This window comes from Stenotrophomonas sp. CFBP8994 (genome assembly GCF_034044835.1).
GTDB classification, from domain to species: domain Bacteria; phylum Pseudomonadota; class Gammaproteobacteria; order Xanthomonadales; family Xanthomonadaceae; genus Stenotrophomonas; species Stenotrophomonas rhizophila_A.
This window is the reverse complement of sequence record NZ_JAXCWT010000001.1, coordinates 17976-33584: the sequence shown is the minus strand read 5'-3', so window position 1 is coordinate 33584 and position 15609 is coordinate 17976. Positions and strand designations below refer to the sequence as shown.

Annotated in this window: 15 protein-coding genes; 9 read left to right on the top strand and 6 right to left on the bottom strand. The window is 66.7% G+C overall.

The genetic code is table 11. From position 1 onward, the window contains the following. Positions 1–14: 14 nt before the first annotated feature. Positions 15–2360: a heavy metal translocating P-type ATPase gene (locus SOM39_RS00160; RefSeq protein ID WP_320457140.1), complete on the bottom strand. Its 2346-nt coding sequence runs from the start codon at positions 2358–2360 to the stop codon at positions 15–17. Beyond that, a complete protein-coding gene (locus SOM39_RS00155; protein ID WP_093535924.1) occupies positions 2357–2755 on the bottom strand; it encodes a heavy metal-responsive transcriptional regulator in 399 nt (132 codons plus the stop codon). Before SOM39_RS00155 ends, SOM39_RS00160 begins: the two co-directional genes overlap by 4 nt. 217 nt (positions 2756–2972) lie before the next feature. Here SOM39_RS00155 and SOM39_RS00150 point away from each other — a divergent pair, with 217 nt between their 5' ends. From SOM39_RS00150 to map, 8 genes are all read left to right on the top strand, one after another. Further along, positions 2973–4043: a GlxA family transcriptional regulator gene (locus SOM39_RS00150; protein WP_237334251.1), complete on the top strand. Its 1071-nt coding sequence runs from the start codon at positions 2973–2975 to the stop codon at positions 4041–4043. 86 nt (positions 4044–4129) lie between these two features. Further along, positions 4130–4963, top strand: coding sequence for a thiol:disulfide interchange protein DsbG (gene dsbG / locus SOM39_RS00145; protein WP_320457139.1), 834 nt, complete (start codon positions 4130–4132; stop codon positions 4961–4963). A 312-nt stretch (positions 4964–5275) separates the two neighbouring features. Beyond that, positions 5276–6706, top strand: coding sequence for a DcaP family trimeric outer membrane transporter (locus SOM39_RS00140; RefSeq protein ID WP_414715829.1), 1431 nt, complete (start codon positions 5276–5278; stop codon positions 6704–6706). Between the two features lie 13 nt (positions 6707–6719). Next, positions 6720–8069, top strand: coding sequence for an arginine/agmatine antiporter (gene adiC / locus SOM39_RS00135; RefSeq protein WP_217538515.1), 1350 nt, complete (start codon positions 6720–6722; stop codon positions 8067–8069). A gap of 21 nt (positions 8070–8090) precedes the next feature. Further along, complete coding sequence (locus tag SOM39_RS00130; protein WP_095362671.1) at positions 8091–10379, top strand: Orn/Lys/Arg decarboxylase N-terminal domain-containing protein; 2289 nt, start codon at positions 8091–8093, stop codon at positions 10377–10379. A gap of 26 nt (positions 10380–10405) precedes the next feature. Beyond that, positions 10406–11308: a cation diffusion facilitator family transporter gene (locus SOM39_RS00125; protein WP_320457138.1), complete on the top strand. Its 903-nt coding sequence runs from the start codon at positions 10406–10408 to the stop codon at positions 11306–11308. A gap of 47 nt (positions 11309–11355) precedes the next feature. Continuing rightward, positions 11356–11568 (top strand): ParD-like family protein, encoded by a 213-nt coding sequence (locus SOM39_RS00120; protein ID WP_068852612.1) that lies wholly within the window; start codon positions 11356–11358, stop codon positions 11566–11568. Beyond that, positions 11565–12335 carry a type I methionyl aminopeptidase gene (gene map, locus SOM39_RS00115; protein ID WP_210130519.1) on the top strand — a complete coding sequence of 257 codons (771 nt, stop codon included), beginning with the start codon at positions 11565–11567 and terminating at the stop codon, positions 12333–12335. Before SOM39_RS00120 ends, map begins: the two co-directional genes overlap by 4 nt. Before the next feature lie 14 nt (positions 12336–12349). Here map and SOM39_RS00110 read toward each other — a convergent pair whose 3' ends face one another. Continuing rightward, positions 12350–13129 carry a LytR/AlgR family response regulator transcription factor gene (locus tag SOM39_RS00110; RefSeq protein WP_320457137.1) on the bottom strand — a complete coding sequence of 260 codons (780 nt, stop codon included), beginning with the start codon at positions 13127–13129 and terminating at the stop codon, positions 12350–12352. Further along, entirely contained in the window at positions 13126–14250 is a 1125-nt protein-coding gene (locus SOM39_RS00105) for a sensor histidine kinase (RefSeq protein ID WP_320457136.1), read from the bottom strand. Before SOM39_RS00105 ends, SOM39_RS00110 begins: the two co-directional genes overlap by 4 nt. 187 nt (positions 14251–14437) lie before the next feature. Here SOM39_RS00105 and SOM39_RS00100 point away from each other — a divergent pair, with 187 nt between their 5' ends. Then, positions 14438–14755, top strand: a complete 318-nt coding sequence (locus SOM39_RS00100; protein WP_320457135.1) for a hypothetical protein — start codon at positions 14438–14440, stop codon at positions 14753–14755. On the opposite strand, the gene SOM39_RS00095 is transcribed toward SOM39_RS00100, so the two are convergent. Together SOM39_RS00095 and SOM39_RS00090 are read right to left on the bottom strand one after the other, a co-directional pair. Next, positions 14756–15172 carry a hypothetical protein gene (locus tag SOM39_RS00095; RefSeq protein ID WP_320457134.1) on the bottom strand — a complete coding sequence of 139 codons (417 nt, stop codon included), beginning with the start codon at positions 15170–15172 and terminating at the stop codon, positions 14756–14758. Beyond that, positions 15172–15606 (bottom strand): hypothetical protein, encoded by a 435-nt coding sequence (locus tag SOM39_RS00090; protein ID WP_184126891.1) that lies wholly within the window; start codon positions 15604–15606, stop codon positions 15172–15174. Before SOM39_RS00090 ends, SOM39_RS00095 begins: the two co-directional genes overlap by 1 nt. Between the last annotated feature and the right edge of the window lie 3 nt (positions 15607–15609).

Genomic DNA, 15609 nt, shown 5'->3' with positions numbered 1-15609 from the left:
GCAAGAAAAAACTGTCATGACGTTGGCAATCGTTGATGGCGAAGACGCAACGCATTGCTGATCACCGACACCGAACTGAGGCTCATCGCCACCGCCGCCAGCATCGGCGACATCGTGATGCCCAGTGGATACAGCACACCGGCCGCCACCGGAATGCCCAGGCCGTTGTAGAGGAACGCGAAGCCCAGGTTCTGCCGCATGTTGCGCACACTTGCGGAAGACAGCTGGCGTGCGCGCAGGATCCCGCGCAGGTCGCCCTTGACCAGCGTGACCTGTGCGCTGGACATCGCCACGTCCGTGCCGTTGCCCATCGCGATGCCGACATTCGCGCTTGCCAATGCAGGCGCATCGTTGATGCCATCGCCGGCCATGGCCACCGTGCGGCCCTGTGCCTGCAGCGTGCGGATCAGTTCGGCCTTGTCCGCCGGGCGCATTTCACCGTGCACCTCGTCCAGGCCCAGCTCTCGCGCTACGGCTTCAGCCGTGGCGGTGCCGTCGCCGGTCGCCATCACGATGCGCAGGCCATCGCGGTGCAGCTGTGCGATGGCTTCGGCGGTGGACGCCTTGATGGGGTCGGCCACTGCGATCAGCCCGGCCAGCGTGCCGTCGACGGCCAGGAACATCACGCTGGCCGCGGCCTCGCGCAATTGCCCGGCATCGGCGTGCAGGAGCTGCAGGGAGATGTGGTGGTCGGCCATCAGCGCGGCGTTGCCGAGCAGCAGTGTCCTGCCTTCAACCGTGCCACGCACGCCAAGGCCGGTGAGCGAGTCGAAGTCCTCCACCGATGCGAGTGGGCGGCCTCGACGGCGCGCTTCGGCGACGATCGCTGCGGCCAGCGGGTGTTCGCTGCCCTGGTCCAGGCTGGCCGCCCAGTGCAGCACGTCGTCGGCCGCGAATCCGGGCACCGGCTTTACGTCGCGGAAGGCGGGCCGGCCTTCGGTGAGCGTGCCGGTCTTGTCCACCACCAGCGTATCCACGCTGCGCAGCGCTTCGATGGCCTCGGCGTCGCGGAACAGCACACCCTGCTGCGCGGCGCGTCCGGTGGCGACCATGATGGTCATCGGCGTGGCCAGGCCAAGAGCGCAAGGGCAGGCAATGATCAACACCGCCACCGCGCTGAGCACCGCATGCGTCCACGACGGGTCCGGTCCGAACAGGCCCCAGCCGAAGAAGGTCAGCATCGCCGCGCCCAGTACCGCCAGCACGAACCAGTAGGCGACCTTGTCGGCCATCCGCTGCATCGGTGCGCGCGAACGCTGCGCCTGCGCCACCAGCTGCACGATCTGCGCCAGCATGCAGTCGTCGCCCAGCCGCTCGGCACGGATCACCAGGCTGCCGGTGCCGTTGAGGGTGGCGCCGATGACGGTATCGCCCACGGCCCTGGCCACCGGTACCGGTTCGCCGGTCAGCATCGATTCGTCCACCGTGGAACGACCCTCCAGCACGCTGCCATCCACCGGTACTTTCTCGCCCGGCCGCACCCGCAGGCGGTCGCCGGGTTGGAGTGCAGTGATGTCCACGTCTTCCTCGTGGCCGTCCTCGCGCAGTACCCGCGCGGTTTTCGGTGCCAGCCCCAGCAATGCCTTGATCGCCGCCGAGGTCCGGGCGCGGGCGCGCAGTTCCATCAGCTGGCCGAGCAGGGTAAGCGAGATGATGACCGCCGCCGCTTCGAAGTACACGCCCACGTGGCCGTGCTGCTGGAACGACGGCGGGAACAGTCCGGGCGCAATCGTTGCCACCACGCTGTAGCCATACGCGGCCAGCACACCGGTCCCGATCAGGGTCCACATGTTCGGGCTGCGGTTGCGGATCGACTGCGCCCAGCGCTGCACGAACGGCCAGCCTGCCCACAGCACCACCGGCGTGGCCAGCACCAGCTCGATCCACACCCGCACGCCCGGCGGCACGCCGTGCAGCAGCGGGGTCATGGCCAGCATTGCCAGCGTCATGGTGGCGATGCTCAGCGGCAAGCTCCACCAGAAGCGCCGGCGGAAGTCGGTGAGCTCCGGATTTTCGCCCTCGTCCAGGCTGGGCATCATCGGTTCCAGCGCCATGCCGCAGATGGGGCAGGTGCCGGGCCCTTCCTGCACGATCTCTGGATCCATCGGGCAGGTGTAGAGCGTGCCGGCCGGTACCGGTTCGGCGATGTGCGAGGCAGGGTCGAGATAGCGCTGCGGCGCGGCGATGAATTTGCGCCGGCAGCCGTCGCTGCAGAAGTGGTAGTCGCTGCCGGCATGCCGGGCGTGGTGCGCGGTGGTGTCCGGGTTCACGTCCATGCCGCAGACCAGGTCCTTGACCGTGTTGCGCGCCGGGGCGCCACCGCCGTGCGCGGCGCAGCAGCTGCCTTTGGGCGCGGTCATCGGTGGGGCTCCGTGAGTGCACCCAGGATCGGGCATTGTTCCAGGCCGCCATGGCCGGGGCAGGCATCGACCAGTTGCTCCAGTGCGGCATGCATGCGCTGCAGTTCGGCGACGCGCTGTTCGATGTCCTGCAGCTTCAGCACTGCCGCCTCGCGCACCTGGGCCATGTCCTGGCCGCGCTGGTCGCTCAGGGCGAGCAGTTCGCCGATTTCCTCCAGGGTAAAGCCCAGCGCCTTGGCGCGACGGATGAAGCGCAGGCGGGTCAGGTCGGTGTCGTTGAAGACCCGGTAGCCACCGGCACTGCGCTGGGCCGTCGGCAGTAGATGCTGGCGCTCGTAATAGCGCACGGTATCGATGGGCACGCCAGCCTGGCGTGCGAGTTGTCCAATGTTCACGGCGACCTCTCTGGGGAGCAGGCGCACAGTGTGGACCCTGGAGTCTGATCAAGAGTCAAGGGTTTGCTGCGGTGGCCTCCAATGTCGTTACCGGTCCGGATTTACAACTAGTTTCATAGCTGCCGTGGGGGGCGCTCCGTACGCTCCATTGGAATCGCCGTCAGGCCTTGATCCAGCAGGGTTTGGCGGTCTCAGCAGCCGTTCCAGGAGCGCCGCCATGGAAGCACTTCCCCCCTCTTCATCGCCCACCCACAAGCCCACGTCCCCGACCCTGATGGAAGTCGCGGTGCTCGAATACCCGGGCAGCCTGCGTGCTGCCGCACCGGTGCTGTCCGAACTTGCCCAGCGCTGCAACCGCACCGCTGCGGCGGGTAAACGCACGGGCGCGCGCATGCTGGTGACCCGCTGGACGCTGTCCACGCGTGGGCATGGCATGCAGCGGGTGGCCGGCGCCGAGCTGTTCGGCGATACCCCGCCGGCCGTGATCGTGGTGCCGGGTAACGAGCCCAGCTGGCCGCTGATGCAGGCCGACGAACGCATGCTGACCTGGCTGCGCGACTGCCATGATGCGGGCAGCCTGCTGGCCGGCTGCGAAGAGGGTGGGCTGCTGCTGGCCTCGGCCGGGGTCATGACCGGGCGTTCGGTCAGCGTCCCCGATCTGTCGCGCTGCCCGTCGCTGGCGGCGGTGGTGCCGGGCTGGCATCCGAGCGAGCGCGCGCTGGTGGACGACGGCGACCTGCTGACTGCGTCCGGCCCGGATGCATGGAAATACCTCAGCCTGCGGCTGCTGGCCCGGATCTACGGGCAGAGCGTCATGAGCGCGGCCATCCAGCAGCTTCAGCTGGTCATTCCGCGCGGCGTGCAGGAAGACCTGGAGCGCTTCAGTCCGAACTTCGCCCATGGCGACCGCGGCATCCTGAAGGCGCAGCGGTGGCTGCACGGCATCGCGGCGCGTGGCGTCACCCTGCAGGACATCTGCGACGCGGCAGGGCTGGAGCCGCGCACGCTGCAGCGGCGCTTCCTGAAGGCCACCGGCCTGCGTCCGATTGCCTACTGCCAGCGGCTGCGCATCGCCAAGGCGCAGCTGCTTCTGCAGGCGGGCGGTGCGGTCGATGAGGTGTCGTGGGCGGTGGGGTACTCCGACCAGAGCGCCTTTCGCCGGCTGTTCCTGCGCATCGTCGGGGTGACCCCGGCGCGTTACCGGCGGCAGATTTTCGCGCAACGGCGCGAGCGTCCGCGCAGTCCGCTTGCGCAGCTGCAGGGCGAACCGTTGCGCCCGGCGGCCTGAGGTGCTGCGCGCCAGTGGCTGCAGGGTCAGGCAGATGCGTCTACCCTGTGGGCCATTCGCCGTTCGCGTGCATTCCAGGAGTTGCCATGTTGTTGAAGACCTCGCCCGTGCTGGGCTCCGTGCTGAGCGCTGCATTGCTGCTGGCAGTCGCCGGCTGCAGCCAGGCCCAGCAAAGCCCCGCCACCGCGAAGGCGACGGCCCAAGCGGCATCCGCGAAGAGCGCCAACCGGCCGGCCGTGCTGCAGGGCATCGAGAAGCAGGGCTTCGAGGTCATCGCTGAATTCGACGCACCCGGCGGCCTGCGGGGCTTCGCTGGCGTGGTCGGCGGACAGCAGCCCGCTGCGGCTTACGTAACGGCGGACGGCAAGAATGTGATGGTCGGCACGCTCTTCAATGAGAAGGGTGAGGATGTCGGCGCGGCGCCGCTGGAAAAGCTGGTGGCCAAGCCGATGTCGGATCGGATCTGGAAGCGGCTGGATGGCAGTGCGTGGGTGCGCGATGGGCGCGCCGATGCCCCGCGCGTGGTGTACACCTTCAGCGACGCCAACTGCCCCTACTGCCATCGCTTCTGGGAAGCAGCGCGGCCGTGGGTGGACAGCGGCAAAGTGCAGCTGCGCCACGTCATGGTGGGCGTGATCCGCGAAGACAGCCCGGCAAAGGCGGCCGCGATCCTGGGCGCGCCCAATCCAAGCGCCGTGTTCCTGCAGAACGAACATGACTTCAGCAAGGGTGGCATCAAGCCGGCCGCGACGATCACGCCGGCGCTTGCCAACAAGCTCGACGCCAACCAGGTGCTGATGGTGGAACTGGGCTTCCAGGGCACGCCCGGCATCCTGTTCCGTGATGCGCAGGGCATGGTGCAACGCGTGTCCGGCATGCCGCAGGGCGAGGACATGGAAAAGGTGATGGGCCCGCGTTGATCTGAATCAAGGTCGACCCGCATGCGCGCAGCCACACTGCGCGCATGGCGTCTGACAACGTAAAACTTCACGAAAAACTCACTCCTGACTTGTTACTCAGGGCGCTGGCGTGCGCAGCTTCTGCGCGTCACCCGGGATGAGGAGGGAATCCCACGCGGGTGCACTGCCGATGGCAATACGGCGATTGGAACATGTCGCCGGAATTACTGCGGTCGTCGTTCTCCTGCGGAGCAGTACCGGGTTGCCGTTATCGGCCGTGCGCGTGAGCGCAGCCGACACCGGCAGTATCGTCTGCAGTTCAGGGAGGACGTGATGCGTTGCGCTGCCGTGCTGCTGTTCTCTGCCTTGGCGCTTTCCGCTATGCCGGTGCATGCGCAGGATTCCGCCGACGCCCTGCGCCAGGACATCCGCACCCTGCGACAAACGCTGGAGGCGATGGAAAAGCGCCTGGATGCGCTGGAAACCGCAGAAGGCCGTGCGCCTGCGCAGCGTCCCGAGGTGACTGCGGTTGCGCCCACGGCGATCACGCCGTCCGCCACGCTTCCCCATGCAACTACCACCCAGGTGCCCGGCACCGGCCAGGCCATCCTGCCGCCGCGTGATTCAGTGGCCGATCCGTCATCGGCCGCCTCGCGGCCGGACAGTGCGGCCGGCCCGACCGATCCGGAACTGAAAGGGTTCCTGGCCATCCCCAATACCGACACGCTGATCCGCATCGGTGGCTATGCCAAGCTCGATGCGATCGTGGATACCCGTGCGGCCGGGGACGAGGATCAGTTCGTGACCTCCACCATTCCGGCGGGCAGCGCGCATCGCGATGTCTCCAACTTCAACCTGCATGCCAAGCAGACCCGTTTCAGCTTCGAAGCACGCCGCCCGACCAGTCGCGGCAACCTGCGCTTCTACCTGGAGAACGACTTCTTCGGCAGCAGCGACGGCTACCAGTTCCGGCTGCGGCATGCCTACGGCCAGCTCGGCAACACCTACGCCGGCTATGGCTACGCCACCTTCATGGATGCCGACAGCCTGCCCGACACGCTGGACTTCGCCGGTCCCGGCGGCGCCGGCTACCTGCTGGTGGCCGGCATTCACCACAGCTTCGCGATGGGCAAGGGCAACACGTTGACGGTGGCGGCCGAAGATCCCGATGCACAGCTGGCGGGGACCACCGATGCAACGGTAGCCGCCAACCGGCTGCCGGATGTGACCGTTACCGCGCGCCTGGAGCGTGACTGGGGCCACCTGCAGCTGGGTGGCGTGGCGCGCAGCCTTGGCTACGACGGCGACCAGCGCGACGACCGAAGGTTCGGTGGCGGCGTCCAGCTCAGCGGTTCGGCGTCGGTCGGCGAACAGGACCTGCTGCTGTTCGGCGCGCTGGGCGGCAAAGGCCTGAGCCGCTATACCGCCGACCTCACCGGTTCGGACCTGGATGCGGTGATCGGCCAGGACGGGCGCCTGCATGCGCTGTCACTGCAGGGCGGCTTCGTGGGTTACACGCACTACTGGTCGCCGCTGTGGCGCTCGAACCTGATCTACGGCCAGCTCACGATGGCGCGCAACGCCGCGCTCGCGGCCGATGCGTTCCGCCAGAGCCGGTACGGGGTGTTCAACCTGATCTGGAGCCCGGCGCCGTCGTGGACGATGGGCATGGAAGTGCTGTACGGGCAACTGGAACAGCAGGACGGGCAACGCGCCGACACGGTGCGGGTGCAGGGCAGCCTGCAATACAACTTCATCAAGTAGCGGGGAGATCGTCATGGCGCAAGCGAAGAAAATCGGAGTTGTCGGCGCCACCTTCCTGGTGGCCGGCAACATGATGGGCTCCGGCGTGTTCCTGCTGCCGTCCAGCCTGGCCAAGATCGGCACCGCCTCGATCTGGGGCTGGCTGGTCACCACCGCCGGCGCACTGCTGCTGGCCTTCGTGTTCGCCAAACTGGGCAAGCTGGCGCCCATGGCGGGCGGCCCGTATGCGTACGCCCGCGACTGGTTCGGGCCGTACATGGGGTTCCAGACCAACACCATCTACTGGTTCGCCAACTGGATCGGCAACGTCGCCATCCCGATCGCGGCGGTGGGCTACTTCAGCTACTTCTTCCCGATCCTGTCCCAGCCGATACCGCGCTGCATCGCCGTGCTCGCGCTGGTGTGGGCGCTGAGTTTCGCCAATGTGATCGGCCCGGCCTTCGTCAGCCGCCTGCAGACGGTGACCACCAGCTTCGCGCTGGTACCGATCCTGGGCATTGCCATCTTCGGCTGGTTCTTCTTCGACCCGGCCATCTTCAAGGGCGCCTACAACGTCTCGGGCGAATCCAACTTCGGCGCGATCTCCAGCGCGGCGGCGCTGACGCTGTGGGCCTTCATCGGGGTCGAGTCGGCCTCGGTCACCGCCGGCGTGGTCGAAAACCCGGAGAAGAACGTGGCGCGGGCCACCCTGGCCGGGGTGTTCCTGGCTGCGGTGGCGTACATCGCCAGCTCGTCGGTGATCATGGGCATGGTGCCCAATGGTGACCTGCAGGTCTCCGATGCACCGTTCGCGCTGGCGGCGGCCAATGCGGTAGGCGGCTGGGGCGGCGCGCTGGTGAGCCTGTGCGCCTTTGTCGGCGCCGCCGGCTCGCTCGGCGGCTGGATCCTGCTGACCGCGCAGAGCGCCAAGGCGGCGTCGGACGATGGCCTGTTCCCCAGCATCTTCAGCAAGACCAACAAGGACGACGTGCCGGTCAAGGGCGTACTGATCGTGGCGGTGCTGATGACCCTGGCCGTCCTGCTCACCTCCACGTCGGAAACCGCCTCGGCGCAGTTCGACGTGATTACGTCGGCGGCGGTGGTATTGACCCTGCTGCCCTACATCTATTCCTGCGTGGCCTGCTACTTCGTGGTCGAACGCTCGCACACCCTGGTGCATACCGGCGCGTTCTGGTTCCTGACCAGCATCACCGTGGTGTACTGCCTGTGGGCGATCTTCGGCTCCTCCGGCAGCATCGTGCAGTACGCCTTCCTGTTCGTGCTGTTCATCACGGTGTTCTACCCCTTCTTCAGCGAGGAGCGCCGCCGCCAGCGCGGCCAGCTGCCGCCGCTGGACAGTCCCGTCAGCACGAAGATTCCGTGACCTTCCCCCAGGAGAAATGCTGTGTATTTCAAGTCTCTGGATTACCCGATCATCGTCATCGACGACGACTACGAGTCCCCGCGCATCGGCGGCATCCTGATCCGCGCGCTGGTCGAGGAACTGCGTGGCAACGACCAGCGCGTGCTGTGCGGGCTGACCCTGGCCGATGCCCAGGCCGGTGCGCGTACCTATGTGGCGGCCTCGGCGGTACTGATCTCGATTGACGGCACCGAAGACAAGCCCGGTGAGTTCCAGCGCCTGCTGGGGTTCCTGCGCGAGCAGAGCGCACGCCGCGGCGGGTTGCCCGTGTTCCTGTACGGCGAGCGCCGCACCATCGAAAAGGTGCCGAGCAAGCTGCTCAAGTACGTGCACGGCTACATCTTCCTGTTCGAGGACACCAAGAGCTTCATCTCGCGCCAGGTGATGCGCGCGGCCGAAGACTACATGCAGCAGTTGCTGCCGCCGTTCTTCAAGGCGCTGATCCACCACACCGCCGAATCCAACTACTCCTGGCACACCCCCGGCCACGCCGGCGGTGTGGCTTTCACCAAGTCACCGGTGGGGCGTGCGTTCCATCAGTTCTACGGTGAGAACACGCTGCGCAGTGATCTGTCGATCTCGGTGCCGGAGCTGGGCTCGCTGCTCGACCACAGCGGGCCGATCAAGGAGGCGGAAAACGAGGCTGCGCGCAACTTCGGCGCCGACCACACCTTCTTCGTCACCAATGGCACCTCCACCGCCAACAAGATCGTCTGGCATGGCACGGTGGGGCGGGGCGATGTGGTGTTCGTCGACCGCAACTGCCACAAGTCGCTGCTGCATTCGCTGATCATGACCGGCGGCGTGCCGGTGTACTTCACCCCCAGCCGCAATGCGCACGGCATCATCGGGCCGATCAGCCTGGACCAGTTCACCCCCGAGGCACTGCAGCAGGCCATCGCTGCCAACCCGCTGGCCAGCAAGGCGTTCCGCGCCGGCTCCAAACCACGGATTGCGGTGGTCACCAATTCCACCTATGACGGGCTGTGCTACAACGCCGAGAAGATCGCCGACGAGATCGGCAGCGCGGTGGATTTCCTGCATTTCGACGAGGCCTGGTACGCCTATGCGGCCTTCCATCCGTTCTATGAAAACCACTACGGCATGGCCAAGGGCAAGCCGCGTGGCCAGGACGCGATCATCTTCACCACCCATTCCACCCACAAGCTGCTGGCCGCGTTCTCGCAGGCCTCGATGATCCACGTGCGCAACGCGGCGACCCGCGAACTGGATGCCGAACGCTTCAACGAAGCGTTCATGATGCATACCACCACCAGCCCGCATTACGGGGTGATTGCCGCCTGTGACGTGGCGTCCAAGATGATGGAGGGTGCGGCCGGTGAATCGCTGGTGCAGGAAATGCACGACGAGGCGATCGCCTTCCGTCGGGCCATGCTGCACGTACGCGAGGACCTGGGCCGCGACGACTGGTGGTTCAGCGTGTGGCAGCCGGACAAGCTGGAGCGCTCGCTGGGCAAGGGCGATGCACCAACGCCGATGGTGGCCAAGCGCGAGGAATGGTACCTGCAGCCCGATGCGCATTGGCACGGGTTCGATGGCCTGGTCGAAGACTACGTGCTGATCGACCCGATCAAGGTCACCCTGCTGACCCCGGGCCTGTCCATCGACGGTGACCTGGGCGAGCTGGGCATTCCCGCCGCCGTGCTGAGCAGGTTCCTGTGGACGCGCGGCATCACGGTGGAGAAGACCAACCTGTACTCGGTGCTGTTCCTGTTCTCGATGGGCATCACCAAGGGCAAGTGGAGCACGCTGGTGACCGAGCTGATGGCCTTCAAGGAACTGTTCGACAACAACGCGCCGCTAACCCGCGCGCTGCCCGACCTGGCGGCAGACTATCCGCAGACTTACGGTGGCTGGGGGTTGCGCGACCTGTGCGAGGCCCTGCATGCCTTCAACCGCGAGTTTGCGGTAGCCCAGGTGATGCGTGCGATGTACGTGGACCTGCCCGAGCCGGTGATGACGCCGGCCGAGGCCTACGACCACCTGGTGCGTGGCCAGATCGAGCGCGTTGATATCGAAGCGATCAGTGGTCGTGTCGCCGGGACCATGCTGGTGCCTTACCCGCCGGGCATTCCGACCATCATGCCGGGCGAGCGCTTCGGCGCGCAGGATGAGCCGATCATCCAGTCGCTGCGCATTGCCCGCGAGCAGAATGTGCGCTTCCCGGGCTTCGAGTCGGACGTGCACGGGCTTATCATCGACCGTGACGGCGACGTGCCGAGCTACAAGGTGGAGGTGCTGAAGACCTGAGCGGCGGCCAGGATCTTCGGCAGGCGATGGATACAGCACGCGAGCAGCGGATCCTCAAATTCTCGATTGGCGTGACGGTGGCGGTCAGCGCCACCGGCTTCATCGGCGGCCTGCTGGTGGGATCGCAGGCGATCCTGTTCGACGGGGTATACAGCCTGGTGGATGTAGCCCTCACGCTGGTGGCGCTGGCCGTGCTGCGCCTGCTGGGGCGCGAGGGCAGCCCGCGGTTCCAGTACGGCTATTGGCATCTGGAGCCGATGGTGGAAGCGCTGGGCGGGGCGATCCTGGCGTTGGCCTGCATCTATGCGCTGGCCAATTCGATCATCGGGCTCACCACCGGCGGGCACGTCATCCGCGCCGGGCCGGCGTTGATGTGGGCGACCCTGTTGTGCGTGAGCAACCTGGGCATGGCCGCGTTCGTGCGCGTGCATGCTGCCCGATTGAATTCGCCGCTGCTGTGGCTGGACGTACGCGCCTGGCTGCTCAGCGGCATGATGAGCCTGGCGGTGGTGCTGGCCTTTGCGCTGGCGCTGCTGCTGGAAGACGGCGACCACGCGCATTGGATTCCATTCCTGGATCCGCTGGTGCTGGCGATCATCAGCCTGGCGGTGCTGCCGGTGCCGCTGCGCGGTGCGTGGAAAGCGATGCGCGAGGTGCTGCAGGTGGCGCCCGATACGCTGGACGCGCGCGTGCAGGCGGTGATGACGCAGTTCGTGGCCGAGCACGGCTATCTCGGTTTCACCAGCCACGTGGCCAAGATGGGGCGGATGCGCTTCGTGGAGATCCACATCCTCACCCACCCGGACACGGTGATCGGCACCATCGGCAGCGTCGATGCGCTGCGCGATGATATCGCCGAACGGCTGGATGCCCGCGGCAGCGAGTTCTGGCTGACCATCGATTTCACCGCGGATCCTGCCTGGACCTGAAATATACGTATCGTATATGATGCGTATATTCCGTACCGAGGCATCCCATGGGCATCGTCAACATCGACGACGAACTTCACGACAACCTGCGCCGCGCCAGTGGCGTGTCCGGCCGCTCGATCAACGCCCAGGCCGGCTTCTGGATCAAGGTCGGCATGCTCTGCGAAATGAACCCGGGCATGAGCTACCAGGAGATCGTCAACCGTGAACTGCGCGCGGCCGGGGTCGATCCCGGTGCCCTGCGGGTGGCGGTCGCGTGATCAAGACGCTAGAGGAACAGGCGCTGATGCGGGCGTCGGGGCGGTTGTTGGCCTCGGTGTTCGAGGCACTGGACCGCTTGCCGCTGGAAGGCATGAGCACCCTGCAGGTGAACGACTGGGTGGAGCGCTTCATCGTTGATGAACTGCATGCGCGGCCGGCCAGCAAGGGCCAGTACGGCTTTGCCTATGTGCTCAACAGCTCGGTGGACAATGTGGTCTGCCATGGCGTGCCCTCGGCAGACGAGATCCTGCGCGGCGGCAGCATCGTCAACCTGGACATCACGCTGGAGAAGGATGGTTTCATCGCCGATTCCAGCAAGACCTACCTGATCGGCGAGGTGGATTTCCAGGCGAAGCGGCTGGTGCGGGTGACCCGCGAGGCCATGTGGAAAGGCATATCGGTGGTGCGCCCGGGGGCGACGCTGGGCGATATCGGCTTCGCCATCCAGCAGCACGCCAAGGCGCACGGCTATAGCGTGGTGCGCGAGTTCTGCGGGCACGGCATCGGCCGTGAGATGCACGAAGACCCGCAGGTGCTGCATTACGGCAAGCGCGGTACCGGCGTGGAGCTGGAGCCGGGCATGACGTTCACCATCGAGCCGATGATCAACCAGGGCCGTGCGGCGATCGACATGAGCGAGGACGGCTGGACCGTGACCACCCGTGACGGGAAGTTGTCCGCGCAGGCCGAACATACGGTGCTGGTGACGGAAACCGGGGTGGAAGTGCTGACCCTGCGCGAAGGCGAGCGCATCCCGACGGCGTAGCGCCACGGCCGGCGCTACGGTGTGTCCCGGGTGGAGACGAGCTTGAGGAACGCCTCGTTCTGGTAGCGGCTCATGCGCAGCTGCTGGCCGGTGTCCAGGGTGACCACGTGGTGGCCGTTGAACCACGGGTGGATCGCCTTGACCCGCCGGATGTTGACGATGGCCGAGCGGTGCACGCGGGCGAAGTGGCGCGGGTCCAGCCGGGCGGCGAGGGCGGCCATGGTGCCGCGGTGTTCATGCATGCGGCCGGCCAGGTGGATCTCGGCGATGTTGCGTGCGGCCTTGATCCAGACGATCTCGTCCACGTCGACCAGCACCACGTGTTCGTCGACCCGTACCGGTATCCGTTGCAGGTAGGCCTCACGCTGGCGCAGTGCATCCAGTGCCTGCAGGATCTGCGTCGCCGTCTGCGCGCTGGTGCCGGCGGCAGTTGAAAGGCGTTGCCGGGCGCGCTGCAGGGTGGCGGCAAAGCGTTCGCGGCTGAACGGCTTGACCAGGTAGTCCACCGCATTGGCCTCGAAGGCCTTCACCGCGTACTGCTCGTAGGCGGTGACGAACACGGTGGCCGGCATGCGCTCGGCGCCGATGGTGGCCACCACGTCCAGGCCGGTGATCGCCGGCATCTGGATGTCCAGGAACACCAGGTCGGGCGAGTGCTCGCGGATGGCGTTCACTGCGGAGACGCCGTCGCCGCATTCGCCCAGCAGTTCGATCGCCGGGTCCTCGGCCAGCAGGCGCACGATCGCGCGGCGTGCGAGCGGCTCGTCGTCCACCACCAGCACCGAGAGGGTCATGCCGGTGCCACTCCCGCCGTGAACTCCGGCGCTTCGTCTTCCACTTCCAGGGTACGGAAGGGCAGGCGTACACGGCAGGCCACGCCCTCGGGCCAGATCATGTCCAGCCGCACCTCGGCGGCATCGCCGTACAGCTCCTTCAGGCGCAGCCGGGTATTGGACATGCCGATGCCATGGCCTGCGGGCGCGCCGGGCGTGGCGTCAAGCGTGCTGTTGCGGTTGCGCACTTCAATGCACAGCACCTCGCCGTCGCGGCGCGTTTCGATCTCGATCACGTCACTGCCCACGCGCTGCCCTATGCCGTGGCGCACCGCATTCTCCACCAACGGCTGCAGCAACAGGCTGGGCACGGCGCAGTCGAGGGTATCCGGGGCGATATAGGTGCGGGTGGTCAGCCGGTCCTTGAAGCGCACGCGCTGGATGCCCAGGTACAGCTCGATCAGGTCCAGTTCCTGGCGCAGGGGAATCTCCTGGCCGTCGTAGTCTTCCAGGAAGGCGCGCAGCAGTTCGCTCAGGCGCAGCAGCATGTCTTCGGCCGAGACCGTGTCTTCGTCCAGCAGGGTGATGATGGCGTGCAGCGTGTTGAACAGGAAATGCGGCTGCAGCTGGGATTTCAGCGCAAGCAGCCGCGATTGCGCCAGTTCGGTGGCCAGCCGGCTGGCTTCCATTTGACGCCGCGCCTTTTCGGCCTGGAAGTGCAATGCCTGCTGCAGCGCGAACAGCGCCCAGTAGGTGAGCAGCCCGATGGCGAAATGCTGCGCCAGGAAGTACCCGAGCTGTTCGAAGAAGCCGCTGGGTTCGAACAGCGCGGAGGCCGCTGCGCCGATGAGCATCGCGCTGACGGTCACCGCCAGGCTGGCCACGACCTGCCTGCCCAGGCCAAGCAGGCGGCGCTGGGGATCCAGCGGGTAGCGCTCGGCCAGGCGGAACACCAGCGGTGCCAGCGCCGCCCAGGTGTACCACTGGATCATCGCCCAGCGCAGGTGCACCAGGAACGGCCAGCTGTTGCCGTGCAGCCCATCGCTGAGCGAATGCTGCACGGCAAACACCAGCACCACGGCCGTCCACAGCAGCAGGTAGCGGGCGAGGCTGATCGACGTACTGCCAAGGCGAACCATCATGGCCGGTATCCAGGACGCCCGGCGCGGCGGGGCAGGGCCATCTTAGGCGTGCGGGCGGGCCCGGAGAAGCGCCATGAGGGCCCATTACGATTGGTCCTGCCGGGACGACGATTGGTCCCGGATCGGTGGCGTGCGCGGGGCGGCCAGCGGCCTGATGGCGGCGAACCCAACTGCCGGAGATGCCGCGATGTTCCCGATCCGTCTTGCCGTCCTGACCAGCCTGCTTTTCGCCACGGCCACGCATGCCGCCGCCCCGCGTTACCTGACACTGCTCAACCGCGCCCACGACAGCATCACCACGCTGGAGGTGGCCACCGCCGGCAGCGATGCGTTCGAGCAGCGCCCGATCGACACCATCGACGGTGGTGGGGACAGCACGACAGTTCGCCTGGGCGATGCCGGCTGCCGCTTCGACCTGCGCCTGCAGTTTCGTAACGGGCGCACGGCGATCTACCGCGACGTCAACGTGTGCAAGGGCGATACGCTGGTGATCGCGCCGCTGTAACTACCCCGAGACCACATCCTCGCCGCACAACCTCGGCCAGCGCTGCGCCAGCCGCCGGGAAATCCACCATGCGGAAATGGGCAGCGAGAGGACCAATGGAGGCAGTGCGGCTGTGACCACACTGTCCAGCGCCGTGAGCGTCGGTCCCAACGGCAGTCCTGCCTCCATGAACTGGGGCGTCAGGTAGAGGCCTGCGACCTTGACCGGGAAGATGACGACCACGCTCACCGTCGCAATCACCCCGTAAGCCAGCGCTGCAGATACGACCACGAAGGTGGCGGGACGGGGCAGGCGATCACGGCGCAGCAGCACCTTGAGCACCGGCCACCAGAGGGGCGATGACATCCAGACCCGCCACAGGCCCTCCTCGAAGAACAGCCAGAGGAGCAGGGTGAACCACTGGTCGGGAATCTGCATCAGCGCACCTTCCGGCCGGAGAGTGCGCCACGGGTGCAAAGCCCGCGCCAGTGGTCCGACAACTGGCGAGTGATGAACCACGTCATGAGGAGGTGCAGCGGCAGGAGTGCGGGAGGCAGCCAGGAGTCCAGCCGCATGGCAAGCCATGTTCCGGGCGCAATCGCCGACAGCAACCCGGGATGCGCCGCCCCATCCAGCAAGCGTGACATGCCAACCACAGACGTCACGCCCATGGCGGCCAGTGCCGTACTCCCATACGCAAGCATTCCAGCGATGAGAATGAAGGACCACGGGTGCACGAGCCGGTCGGCCCGCAGGAACGCCCTCCGTGCTGACCACCACAGCGGTGCGGTGGACCACAGCAGATACAGCAGCGCGATTGCTGCGAACATCATCGAAAGCCGCGAACCGAACAACTGGAGGAACTGCGTCAATGC

Coding starts and splice junctions, on each gene's coding strand:
- SOM39_RS00160 (WP_320457140.1), bottom strand. CDS start 2,360: ATGACCGCGCCCAAAGGCAGCTGCTGCGCCGCGCACGGCGGTGGCGCC.
- SOM39_RS00150 (WP_237334251.1), top strand. CDS start 2,973: ATGGAAGCACTTCCCCCCTCTTCATCGCCCACCCACAAGCCCACGTCC.
- dsbG (WP_320457139.1), top strand. CDS start 4,130: ATGTTGTTGAAGACCTCGCCCGTGCTGGGCTCCGTGCTGAGCGCTGCA.
- SOM39_RS00140 (WP_414715829.1), top strand. CDS start 5,276: ATGCGTTGCGCTGCCGTGCTGCTGTTCTCTGCCTTGGCGCTTTCCGCT.
- adiC (WP_217538515.1), top strand. CDS start 6,720: ATGGCGCAAGCGAAGAAAATCGGAGTTGTCGGCGCCACCTTCCTGGTG.
- SOM39_RS00125 (WP_320457138.1), top strand. CDS start 10,406: ATGGATACAGCACGCGAGCAGCGGATCCTCAAATTCTCGATTGGCGTG.
- SOM39_RS00120 (WP_068852612.1), top strand. CDS start 11,356: ATGGGCATCGTCAACATCGACGACGAACTTCACGACAACCTGCGCCGC.
- SOM39_RS00110 (WP_320457137.1), bottom strand. CDS start 13,129: ATGACCCTCTCGGTGCTGGTGGTGGACGACGAGCCGCTCGCACGCCGC.
- SOM39_RS00105 (WP_320457136.1), bottom strand. CDS start 14,250: ATGATGGTTCGCCTTGGCAGTACGTCGATCAGCCTCGCCCGCTACCTG.
- SOM39_RS00100 (WP_320457135.1), top strand. CDS start 14,438: ATGTTCCCGATCCGTCTTGCCGTCCTGACCAGCCTGCTTTTCGCCACG.
- SOM39_RS00095 (WP_320457134.1), bottom strand. CDS start 15,172: ATGCAGATTCCCGACCAGTGGTTCACCCTGCTCCTCTGGCTGTTCTTC.